The 11,657-nt window shown below is 60.8% G+C and carries 10 protein-coding genes; 4 read left to right on the forward strand and 6 right to left on the reverse strand.

Going from position 1 to position 11,657, the window contains the following annotated elements:
- Positions 1-476 precede the first annotated feature (476 nt).
- From recF to dnaA, 3 genes are all read right to left on the reverse strand, one after another.
- Positions 477-1,598: a DNA replication/repair protein RecF gene (recF, locus tag ACOY6C_RS14335; RefSeq protein ID WP_420906203.1), complete on the reverse strand. Its 1,122-nt coding sequence runs from the start codon at positions 1,596-1,598 to the stop codon at positions 477-479.
- A 129-nt stretch (positions 1,599-1,727) separates the two neighbouring features.
- Positions 1,728-2,849 carry a DNA polymerase III subunit beta gene (gene dnaN, locus ACOY6C_RS14340; protein WP_420906204.1) on the reverse strand — a complete coding sequence of 374 codons (1,122 nt, stop codon included), beginning with the start codon at positions 2,847-2,849 and terminating at the stop codon, positions 1,728-1,730.
- 272 nt (positions 2,850-3,121) lie between these two features.
- Positions 3,122-4,444, reverse strand: coding sequence for a chromosomal replication initiator protein DnaA (gene dnaA / locus ACOY6C_RS14345; RefSeq protein WP_420906205.1), 1,323 nt, complete (start codon positions 4,442-4,444; stop codon positions 3,122-3,124).
- A gap of 310 nt (positions 4,445-4,754) precedes the next feature.
- On the opposite strand from dnaA, the gene ACOY6C_RS14350 reads away from it, so the two are divergent.
- Genes ACOY6C_RS14350 through ACOY6C_RS14365 form a run of 4 tightly spaced genes read left to right on the forward strand, consistent with a single transcriptional unit; the run spans position 4,755 to position 8,557 of the window.
- Entirely contained in the window at positions 4,755-6,197 is a 1,443-nt protein-coding gene (locus tag ACOY6C_RS14350; protein ID WP_420906206.1) for a hypothetical protein, read from the forward strand.
- Entirely contained in the window at positions 6,194-6,898 is a 705-nt protein-coding gene (locus ACOY6C_RS14355) for a class I SAM-dependent methyltransferase (protein ID WP_420906207.1), read from the forward strand. Before ACOY6C_RS14350 ends, ACOY6C_RS14355 begins: the two co-directional genes overlap by 4 nt.
- A complete protein-coding gene (locus ACOY6C_RS14360) occupies positions 6,895-7,764 on the forward strand; it encodes a glycosyltransferase family 2 protein (RefSeq protein ID WP_420906208.1) in 870 nt (289 codons plus the stop codon). Before ACOY6C_RS14355 ends, ACOY6C_RS14360 begins: the two co-directional genes overlap by 4 nt.
- A complete protein-coding gene (locus tag ACOY6C_RS14365) occupies positions 7,751-8,557 on the forward strand; it encodes a formylglycine-generating enzyme family protein (RefSeq protein ID WP_420906209.1) in 807 nt (268 codons plus the stop codon). The genes ACOY6C_RS14360 and ACOY6C_RS14365 overlap by 14 nt, the downstream gene beginning before the upstream one ends.
- 110 nt (positions 8,558-8,667) lie before the next feature.
- On the opposite strand, the gene ACOY6C_RS14370 is transcribed toward ACOY6C_RS14365, so the two are convergent.
- From ACOY6C_RS14370 to ACOY6C_RS14380, 3 genes are all read right to left on the reverse strand, one after another.
- A complete protein-coding gene (locus ACOY6C_RS14370) occupies positions 8,668-9,279 on the reverse strand; it encodes a DUF3592 domain-containing protein (protein WP_420906210.1) in 612 nt (203 codons plus the stop codon).
- Between the two features lie 350 nt (positions 9,280-9,629).
- The gene (locus tag ACOY6C_RS14375; RefSeq protein WP_420906211.1) at positions 9,630-10,313 is read right to left on the reverse strand and encodes a hypothetical protein; all 684 of its coding nucleotides are present in this window, start codon (positions 10,311-10,313) and stop codon (positions 9,630-9,632) included.
- Between the two features lie 90 nt (positions 10,314-10,403).
- A complete protein-coding gene (locus ACOY6C_RS14380) occupies positions 10,404-11,648 on the reverse strand; it encodes a type I glyceraldehyde-3-phosphate dehydrogenase (RefSeq protein WP_420906212.1) in 1,245 nt (414 codons plus the stop codon).
- Between the last annotated feature and the right edge of the window lie 9 nt (positions 11,649-11,657).

An 11,657-nucleotide genomic window follows, 5' to 3' on the forward strand; every position in this document is an offset into this window, starting at 1 on the left:
CCTTCATTAAGGCGGTGATTCGTGTACGTCCGGGGACCGGGGGCGATAATCGCCCCCGGCTTAAGTACGGAGGCAGAGCCTTCGGCCTTATGGAGCGTTGCTCGTCAGAACATAAAGCCGTCTCCGGCGACCTGTTTCAAGGCAAGGCGAAGGTGCGTCGTTTTGCCAAAAACGCAAAACGACGCACCTTCCAAGGCTGCGCGCAAGCGATTTTCACAAAAAACGTGAAAATCGCTTTTTTTGTAGAGCGCGCCAAAGGCAAAATACGGAAATAAAATTTAAGATCAAAGGATAAAGTCAAAAACAGAACCTCGGAGGCGCTGCCTCCGAACCTCCGCCGGGGACCTTCGGCCCCCCGTCCCCCGCAACAGTCAGACCAGCTCACCATCTCCGGGGACCTTCGGCTCCCCGTCCCCCGCAACAGTCAGATCAGCTCACCATCTCCGGGGACCTTCGGCCCCCGTCCCCCGCAACAGTCAGACCAGCTTCGTCACCACCCCCGCCGTCACGGAAAATCCCACCGCCACCGCATCTTCACGCCCACCCGGCCACCCCAATCCATCCATCACCGGCGCGGCCACGAAAACCTGCCGCCCTCGCCCGAACAACACCCGCATCAACGCCCGCGCCCCCTCGGGATCCAACTCCGCCGCCGGATCGTCCAGAACCATCAACGGCGCCTCCCCGATCATCTCCTCCAACCAATCCGCCTCGGCCAACTTCAAAGCCAACGCAAACCGCTGCTGCTGCCCCCGCGACCCGTAACGGGCCACCAGATGACCGGATAACCGCAACTCCAGATCATCCCGCTGCGGCCCGGCCCCGGTCTGCCCGGTATCGCGATCCCGCGCGCGCGCGTATAGGAATGACTCGCGCAACGCCGCCTCCACCCGCTCAACCTCACCCTCCCGCGCACAAACCTCCGCACTCTCCCCCACCAACGCCACCGCGCACAAACCGGGATCCAAACCAAGCTGCTCCAGATGATCCGGCAACCACCGCGCCAAATGACTCATCGCCCATTGTCGCCGCTGACCGATGCGCGCCCCCAACCGCGCCAACTGCGCCTCCCAGGCGTCCAGTTCGCGCAAATCGCCCGCCCCGCGCAACACCTGCTGTCGCGCCCGCGCGGCGATCTGATACTCCCGCGACTCCACCCCATGACGCCGGTCCGCGGAAAAGATCACCCAATCCAGAAAGGCACGCCGCTCCACCGGCGCACCGCGCGCCAACAAGGCACTCTCCGGGGTGATCACCACAGCCACCAACACCCGCTCCATGCCGGATACCGACTCCACCGGCTTGTCGTCGAGACGGAATACCTGCCGACCCGACTCGCCGATCACATCCAACGCGCGGCGCATGCCGCCCGCCCGCGCCGCGCCACTCACCCGGAACCAGGGCCGATCCCAACGCCGCATGACCGCGGCGGATGCCTTGCGATACGAACGACCGTTGGCCAACAACGCCACGGCCTCCAACAGATTGCTCTTTCCCTGACCATTGGCGCCGATGATGCGATTGAGGCCGGGAGAAAAGGTCAAATGGGCCTCGGAGATGTTGCGGAAATCCTTGAGACGAAGCGATTCCAGATGCATGCAAGCCCACTTGATCCGGTCATTTCAAACCATTCCGTCCGTCGCAGGACGATTCCGCCTGTCGCGGGACCATTCCGCCTGTCGCGGACCACGGAAACGATCCCCATCCCGAACCCGCGACACCAGCCATCACACCCGCATCGGCATCAACACGAACAACGCATCGCCACGTTCCGGATCGTACACCAATACCGGGGATTCGTCGTCCTTGAGGGCGAACTGGGCGGTCTCGCCGCTCATCACGGTGAGAATCTCGCGCAGATACCGGGCATTGAAGCCGATGGTCAACGGATTGGGACCGTCGAAGGTGACGGCCATCTCCTCTTCGGCCTCCTCCTGCTCGGGACTGACCGTCACGATACGCATGCGCGTCTCCTCGATGGAGAGCCGCACCCCGAGGGATTTTTCGTGAGAGAGGGTGGAAATGCGCTTGACCACCTGATGGAACGCCTCGCGGGTGGTGGTCAGTCGCACCGTGTTGCCGGTCGGCACCACCCGGCGCCAATCCGGAAACCGTCCCTGCACCACCTTGGTGACCAGGGTCAGATCGGGTTTGATCAGCTGGGCGTAGGTTTCGCCAAGGATCATCTCCGGGGGCGAATCGTCCTCTTCGAGCAGCTTTCGGATCTCATGGATGCCTTTTTTCGGCAGGATCACCTCCCGATTTTCCGGTACGGCGTGTTCCAGGGACTGTTCGACCATGGCCATGCGGTGGGTATCGGTGGCCACCATGCGGATCCGACCCGGCTGATCGACCTCGGTGGCGGCGGTCAGCTGCATGAAGATGCCGTTCAATACGTAACGGGTCTCGTCCGTGGACATGGCGAACTGGGTCCGTTCCAGCATGCCGATCAGCTGCTCGCGGGGGATCGCCAGACGGAACTCCCCGTCCGCGTCCGGGATGCGCGGAAACTGCGCCGCCGGCAGGGTGGCCAGATCGAAGCGGGCCCGATCGCAGGTCAACAGCAGCCGCTCACCCTCGCCGCGCAACCGGATCGCCTTGGCGGGCAGCTCCTTCACCACGTCGAACAACACCCGCGCACCGACGGTCATCGCCCCTTCCACCACGCTTTCGACCCGTGTCACGGTGCGCAACGACACCTCCAGATCGGTGGCGGAGACGGTGAGTTGACCATTGGCCACCTCCAGCAGGGCATTGCCGAGAATCGGCATGGTGTTGCGTCGCTCCACCACGCTCTGGATGCGCGCCAGAACTTTCAGAAAAGGGTCACGGTCGATGAAAAATTCCATTTTTAACCGCCTTGTCGTCGTTGTTTCAATCATTCCCGGTTTAAACCGCACCCGGTTTGGAATGTGTGGTTTTTACCGTTGAAGAAATTTAAGTAGAGCGTCTGGGAGATTCCTCTCCCAGGATTTTGCTTTTGACTTTAAAGCAACGTCAAAAACCAAACCTCGGAGACTCCGTTTCCGCAACTTATAAAGCCCGGAACCTTCGGTCCCCGGTCCCCTGCCATGGTGGGGGGCCTGAATCGTGACAAAAAATCATTCTTGCCATCCATGACTCACTTGCGCAACATGCCCGCCAGGGTTCCGACCGCCTGCTCCAGATCGACATCGACCTGTTGCTGGGAGGCGATCTTGTCCACGGCATACAACACCGTGGTGTGGTTGCGGTCCCCGAACTCCCGGGCGATCTCCGGATAGGAGGCCTTGGTCAACTGCTTGCACAAAAACATCGCCACCTGGCGCGGATGGCTGAAACGTCTGGCCCGCTTGTCCGACCGTATATCCAACGGGCGGATCTTGTAATAGGCGGCCACGGTCTCGATGATCTTGTCCATCGACAAAAGACGCGGCTCCCCACGCCGCAACGTGCCGCGCAACGACTCCCGCACCAACGACAGGGTGACCGGTTCTTTTTCCAGGGAGGCGAGCAGAAACACCCGGATCAGGGCCCCTTCCAGCTCACGCACGTTGCTTTGGATCGCCTCGGCCAGAAAGAAAGCCACATCATCGGACAGCTCCATCCCCTCCACGGCGGCCTTTTTTTTCAGGATCGCCATGCGGGTTTCCAGATCCGGGGGATGGATATCCGCCACCAATCCTTGCGAAAACCGGGAGCGCAACCGCTCTTCCAGATGTTCGATCTCGCCCGGATAGCTGTCCGAGGAGATGACGATCTGCTTGTTGGCCTCCTGGAGGGCGTTGAAGGTGTGGAAAAACTCCTCCTGAGTGGCCTTTTTCCCGGCGATGAACTGAATGTCATCCACCAGCAGCACATCCACGGAACGGAAGTTCTCCTTGAAGTTGTGGACCTGCTTGAAACGCAATGAGTCCACCAACTGGGTCATGAACTTTTCCGAGGTGATGTAGAGCGTCTTGCTCTCCGGTCGGGCGCGCAGCAGGGCGTTGCCGATGGCATGCAGAAGATGGGTCTTGCCGAGTCCCACCCCACCCTGGATGTACAACGGATTATATGCGGTCGCAGGCGCGTCCGCCACCCTTGCCGCGGCGGCATGGGCGAATTGATTGCAACTTCCGACCACGAAGTTCTCGAAGGTGTAGCGTCCATCCACCCCGAACCGGGCGCCGGTGGGTGGCGGCGGCGAGGCGGGGGACTCCTCGACCTGTCGGGCCGGCGGATCCGGATCGACGTGAAACAGCAGACGGGCTCCCTGGCCGAGCGCCGAGGAGAAGGCGGTGGTCAACAGGGCACCGTAGTGATCCCGCACGTAGCTGGCGGAAAAATCGTTGCTGGCCAGAATTTCGATGCGCTGGGGATCATCGGCTCGGCCAAGACGCAACGGCTTGATCCACATATCGAAAACAGGAGGAGCCAGCTGTTCCTGGATCAGCGCGCGCGCTGCCTGCCAAATTGCCGTCATCTCCATTGCCTGTTTCGCCGGATTGGTCTTGTGATCCATCGTTGGGTGGGTCCGTTGTGGGTGAAAGGGTGTTCGGCACGCACCAAACAGCGCTTTCGAACGTTACCATAACACGATTCAACCCCGCGACGCTACCGCCCTCCAGGAGAAATCATCAGGCTGAAGCCATGCCGCAACGCCGAGCGGGCGACCTTGACAAAGGCGCTTGAATTAACGTAAATCTATACGATGATACACGCGCTTTTTTGTGGATGCTCCAGACAGGTGCGATCACGCCACCCTCGCCATCACCCGCTGACAGGCCGCCAGAATGAAACGCTTCCCGCGCGTGTTACGCGACCATCTGCCCACGCTGTTGCTGCTTTTGACCGTCACGCTCTACGCCTGGTATCAATGGCGCACCGGTCATCTGATCAACAAACCCACCAGGGACAACTATCTCGATTTCGTCGCCGCGCCCTTCGACTGGGTTGAACTGCTCTCCTCGATCCGCACCATCGGCTATCCCCTCTATCTGCGTGCCCATCTGGCCCTGTTCGGCTCCGAGCACGGCATTGCCGCAGTCCAGTTCTTCGCCCAACTCCTGACGGGAACGGTCTTCTATTTCGCCCTGATCCGCTTCGGACTCCCCGCCGCCGGCGCCCTTTGCGCCGTGCTGCCGATCCTGCTCCTCAAAACCTTCTTCGCCAAGATCGCCACCGACTCCCTGGCCCTCTCCCTGGTGGTGCTCACGGTGGCGCTGCTGTTGTTCATCAATGCCAGACCGTTGAAAACAAACCCGCTCCTCTGGCTCCTGCTCGGCCTTTGCACGGCGGCCAGCTACCACATGCGGCCCAGCTATCTGCCCATGATCCTCATCGTGCCGATGCTCGGCATGCTGCTGTTGTGGATCCGCGGCCCGGTCGATGGATTCCGCGTGGATCGGCGGCTGTTCAAACAAAAACTCACAACCTATCTCTGGGTCGCCATCGCGCCGTTCTTCCTTTATTGTCTGCTGCGCCTGATCGTGGTGGGCCATTTCGGACTGGTCTCCTTTGGCGGCTACAACCTGGTGGGGCTCACCACCCCGCAGTTGACCCGGGAGACGCTTCCCGCTCTCTCCCCGGAGAGCCGACCCCTCGCCGAGGCGATCCTGCACCGCATCGGTCAGAATCCGCCGCGCCCCGAACCCGGCGACGATCAGAAACGTCTGGTGTTCGGCTATCGGATCCATACCGCCGGCGCCTGGCGCCACTACAACGAATACATCTGGCGGATCACCGTCCCGGCGGCGGAACAGCTGCACGGCGCGGATCCGGTGCGCGTCAACGCCGCGCTCTCCCGGCTGTCGCGCGAGCTGATCCTGATCCATCCCGGCGACTATTTCCGCTGGGTGGTCACCGGGGTGGTGGAGTCGTTGATCTACGTCAGCGATCGGCTCATCCTCTCCGAGTACACCTTGACCATCCTGTTTCTGATCGTGCTGTGGCGTCTTTACCTGGCGCTCAAAACCGGCACAAACCGCTTTCCCAGTCAGGGGCATCACCATCTGGGGGTGTTGTCCGTGGTGGCGCTTGCCACCTTTCTGCCCTTGACCCTGCTGGTGGTCCTGGTCGAACCTCCCATGGATCGCTATTTGCGCGCCACCTCGATCTTCATTCAACCCCTGCTCGGATTCCTGATCTGGCAGATCGCGTACAACGGCTGGATCGCCTGGAAACAGCCGGTCGTGACGTCATCCAACCCTTCTCTCCCGGACAAGGAGTCCGCATGACGGTCATCGCCTCTTCCGCGACCTACTCTTCGGCGGTGGCCGAAGCCACGACCTATGCGCGCTGGATTCTGGACACCTTCCGACCCCATCTCCAGGGGCCGATTCTGGAGATCGGACTGGGACATGGTGGTTTCGTGCCCGATCTGGCCGCCATCGGCGACTACATCGGTCTGGACATCGATCCTGAGGCCGTGGCCGAAGCCGCGCGGACCTATCCGGGTTTGCGCTTCGTTTCCGCCGACATCGCCGATCGGGACTCCCTGGCCGGGGTGGGGCGGGTGCGCTCCATTCTCTGTTGCAACGTACTCGAACATGTGCCCGACGATCGCCAGGCGGTGACCCATCTGCTGGAGCTGTTGCAACCGGGTGGACATCTGCTCATCCAGGTTCCGGCGCACACCTTCCTGTACAACGATCTGGACCGGCTGGCCCATCATCAGCGCCGTTATGGCCGGAATGACCTGCTGGCGCTCTTTTCCGAACAGCCGGCAGAGGTGATCCGGGTCGATTTCTTCAATCCGGTGGGATTCTTCGGCTGGGGGTTGAACAACTTCATCGCCCATGATGATCTGGATGGCGCGGGTTGCAACGCCCAGATCCGCTTTTTCGTGCGGTATCTTCTGCCCATCTCCAGGCTGCTCACCCCCTTGACCCGGGGGCTTTTCGGTCAATCCCTCATGCTGGTGGTCAGAAAGAGATGATCAGTTTTGTGATTCCCGCACTCAACGAGGCTGCCGCCATTGCCGAAACCGTGGGCAAATGTCAGGCGGTAGCCCGTCAACACGCCCTGGAGCCGGCGGAAGTGATCGTGGTGGATGACGGCTCGACCGATGCCACCGGCGAGGAGGCGCGACGTCAGGGGGCGCGGGTGATCCGCCATCCCAAGCCGGGTGGTTACGGCAATGCCTTGAAAAAGGGGATTCTCGCCGCCAGTCACGACACGGTGGTGATCCTGGATGCCGATGGCACCTATCCCATCGAGCGGGTCGGCGATCTGTGGCAGCGCTATCAGCAGGGATTCGACATGGTGGTGGGACAACGGACCGGTCCCCACTATCGGGAGTCGCGCCTCAAGTCGCCGTTGCGGGCGGTGTTGCGCATGCTGGTGGAGTTCACCACCGGGCAGCCGGTGCCGGATGTCAACTCCGGTTTGCGCATCTTTTCCAGAAAGACCATTCTTCCCTATCTGCCACGGCTGTGCAACACCTTCAGCTTCACCACCTCCCTGACCATGGCCTATCAGATGACCGGTCGTTTCATCGATCATCTGCCGATCGAGTACCACTCCCGCATCGGTTCGAGCAAGGTGCGTCTTTTTCGGGATACCCTGCGCACCCTGCAATACATCATCGAGGCGATCCTCTATTACAACCCGATCAAGATCTTCATCCTGCTCAGCCTTTTCTGTCTGCTTCTGTCCGCGTTCTGTCTGGTCGGGGCCTTGGCCACCAAGCTGCTCAGCCTGTTCATTCTCGGGATCGGCAACATTTTTCTGGCGATTCTGGTTTTCGCCATTGGTTTGTTGGCCGTGCAGCTCAAGGAGTTGATGCGTCGTGGAAGCTTTTAAGGGAAGATGGGTCGGATGGGCGCTGGCGCTGGTTCTTCTTTTGGCCGGAACCTGGTCGAACGGCGTACATGCGGAGTCCGAGGCGGTCATCGTCAACACCATCGGCATGGAGCTGGTGCGCATTCCCCCTGGGCGTTTCATCATGGGTTCGGATCCCGCCGTGGATCCGGATGCGGTGGCGGCGGAAACCCCGGCGCATGCGGTGGAGATCACCCGATCCTTTTATCTGGGTCGATACGAGGTGACCCAGGCCGAGTGGTTGGCGGTGATGGGGGCGCAGCGGTCGCAATTCGTCGGCATGCGGTTGCCGGTGGAGAGTGTCAGTTGGGAGGATATTCAGGAGTTTTTGCGCCTTCTCAACGATCGCGAAAAGGAGCGGCTCTATCGACTCCCCAGCGAGGCCGAGTGGGAGTATGCGGCCCGTGCCGGCACGACCACCATTCATCCCTGGGGGGATGATGGGATGTTGATGGAGAAGCATGCCTGGTTTGGGTATGACCAGGGCAACGCCCTGAAGCGAACCCATCCGGTGGGGCAGTTGGCGCCGAACGCCTGGGGGTTGCACGACATGCTGGGCAATGTGTGGGAGTGGGTGGCCGACTGGCAGGGTCGGTATGAGTCGGGTGTGGTGGTTGTGGATCCCTCTGGACCGGAGCGGGGCAGGAGTCGGGTGTTGCGGGGAGGGAGTTGGAACAATGCCGCAGCTTTTGTGCGGGTGGCCAATCGGCATGATTATCAACCGGATTATCGCAATGGCGCGGTAGGATTCCGGGTGGCGATGACGGAACGGTGAGGGATCTGGGTAGGGAACGACTCAAAAAAACCTCATTGGGCGGGGGAACGGGTTCAACGCAGGCATGGTGACGTTGCGAACGATCGGAGTCCAGTGGCCCACCCCCCCGATTACGACCGGTTCTCCGGCCCCGGCTGCAACGGCGGCGGATTGTAGACCGCCTTGGGATAACACCCCTTGAAAATCTCCTGACGATCCCGACCATTGGGGCGCAAGGATTTGTTGAAGGTCTTCTCCAGCGCATCCTCCAACGGCGCCTTGTTCCACATGATGATCGCCGCCACCAGAAAAATCACCAACGATCCAATCACCCAGAAAAAACCAAGCCCGGGAATGACCGAACGGGCAATGAACGCCTCGGCGGGATTGTTGGGATTGTAATGGGTCTGCACCGTCTTGCCGACCGGATAACGATCCACGGTGACCCGGGCGAACCGCTCGAACAAAAACAACGTGGCCTGGGGATCGGAATCGAGTTGCGTGCCCAGATATTCGGTGTCACCAGACTTGAAGCGATAAACGATCTCTACCCGGTAAAGAGGCAACAGATCGAACAACATCGCCCCATCTTGACGCATGTCGGACTGCACGATGGTGCCCTCGGCCTGGGGCCAGTTGGAGGATTCAACGTATTTGAGCAGGGGCTGAAGAAAAATGACCAGACAGAATCCGCCGAGAAACAGAGCCAGATTGCGCACCAACAGGTAGAGATTGTGTCCCATCCACGTCAATCCTTCTTTTTGGTTGCGATTCGAAGCACGTTGAATTAACGCATGATAGAGCATCCCTGCCCGTGAATCCATCCCATTACAAAAAATGGCCACCATGAATGGTGTGGATCTTGAAGATCCTTAACCTTCAGGAAAACAAGCAATCCTTATGCCGTTATGATGGTTTGTTGAACTCAAAAAATCGCGCTGACCCACGACTCGAGCCTGGCGTTTCCAGGACCGCGCACCAACAGGCCACGCAGGGATGACCACTCAGGATCGACCACAACGAATCAGGAAGACGCATCCTCTCCGGACATGACAGGCGGGCCGGGGCGCGACGATCCCCGACCCGATCCGCATCACCACAACTCCACCGCGCCCTCTTCCTGCAACCGCGGATCCCGCAACCCACCCGGCAACTGCAATTTGCGCCGTTCCCCCTCGCGCAACTCCAGACAGGGATAGCGGGCATACATCTTCTCGAGCGATTCGATCACCTTCTCCTCGGGAGAGAAGATCCGCACCGCCCAGGCCAGCTCCCACAGTCGCCAATACTCCTGACGACACGAGCTTTGCCGACGCCGGGACTCTCCGGCCACCGCGCAACGGGAGTCCAACGTCAACATCTCGCGGGAGAGCTGATCCACCGCATCCGACTGGGCGATCAGATGTTCGGCGGCGCGTGCCTTGGGTTCACGTTCTTTCATGGCGACCACGGTCTGCGTCAGCGAGTGGCGCACCGCGGGTCCAAACGGTTCGCTGGCGAGTCGCGGGTCACGCGCCGCCGCCTCCAACGCCTTGCGCGCATCGATGAACCGCTCCAGACCGATGTTGCCGAAAATCTCGCACAACGGATGAAACATCCCCCGATCGACCAGCTCGACCATCACCTGGAGCGCCGGATCCTGGTGGACCGCCTGCGGGAGAACCATTTCCAACCGTTTGCCACAGATGATGTCGTAACGCATCGAACCATCCCCGCGCATGATCGGCGCCAGTTCGACCGGAATCCCCTCGCCCTCGTTTCCTTGAGACATATCCATCGACCACCCTCCCTCATTGTTGAATAATCCGGAGCGTCGCGCCCCTCCGGAAGAGCGGGGTTCTCCAAGAACCCCGCGTGCTTCACCGCATCACACCATCCGGGCCGAGATGTGCTCGGTGAGATCACCGAGCATGTTGGCATAGCTGCCCAGTTCGTTGTCGTACCAGCCATAAACCACCACCTGGGTCACCGGAGCCTCCAGGATGTGCTTCGGCAGGGAGGCCAGGGTCTCCAGGATCTCCGGGGAGAGTCCGGGAACCCGGTCGAGATTCAAGCGGATGAAGGCGGTACGGGTATGGGTCTCCTGGGCTTCGATCACCGTGGCCGCCTTGGGGAAACCGATCATGTCCGAGGAGACGTTCTGCTCCTCGGTATAGGCCAGATACCCCCGATAGGGCCCCAGGGCCGCTTCGCGGTAGATGCCGTTGATGTCGTTGCGGTTGATCGGGCTTTCGCGGCTCTCGGACTGGAGATTCACCGTGAGGATGGTGAGCGAACCGGTGGTGGTCGGCACGCGCACCGACTCGGCCATGAATCCCACATCCTTCATGTCCGGCAGCACCAGACGCAACGCCTTGGCCGCGCCGGTGGTGGTGAGGATGATGTTGTTCATGATGCTGCGGCTCTTGCGCAGATCCTTGGCTCCGGCCAGCGGCACGGCATCGAGCACGGTCTGGCTGCTGGTCGAGGCGTGCACGGTCACCATCGAAGCCGACAGGATCCGATCCACGCCGAAATGGTCCATCAGCGGTTTCATCATGAACGAAAGGCAGGTGGTGGTGCATGAGGCCGCCGAGATCAGGGCATGCTTGCCCGGATCGTACACCTCTTCGTTGATCCCCATCACCGTGGTCACGGCGTCGTCGGGCATGGAGAGCCCCGTGCTCTTGATCTTGTAGGGGGCCGACAGGATCACCTTGCGCGCTCCGGCCTCCAGATGACCGCGGAGCGAGCCGTTGCCGACGTCGGCGGAGACGGTCGGATCGATGAAGACGCCGGTGCAATCCACCACCAGTTGCACGTCGTGATCGCGCCAGCCGATCTCCCTGGGGTTGCGTCCATGCCGCAGGAACTGCACGGGAATTCCGTCGATGGTCATGGTCCCCTTGGCCTCGTCGAGATTCTCGATCACCCGTTCGCCGCGCACGCCGTGCAGATACTGGGTCAAGCGTCCGTAGGTGCTGTCCTTCTCCACCGTCTGGGCCAGATCAGAGAGACTCTGACCCACGTCACGGCCCAGATTGACCACGATTCCGGAAAAACGCTTGCGCGCCACATGGGTCCACAAGGAGAGCTTGCCAATCCGCCCCATGCCGTTGATACCCAATTTCATGACTGATTC

The organism is Candidatus Magnetaquiglobus chichijimensis (assembly GCF_045865675.1).
Classification (GTDB): domain Bacteria; phylum Pseudomonadota; class Magnetococcia; order Magnetococcales; family Magnetaquicoccaceae; genus Magnetaquiglobus; species Magnetaquiglobus chichijimensis.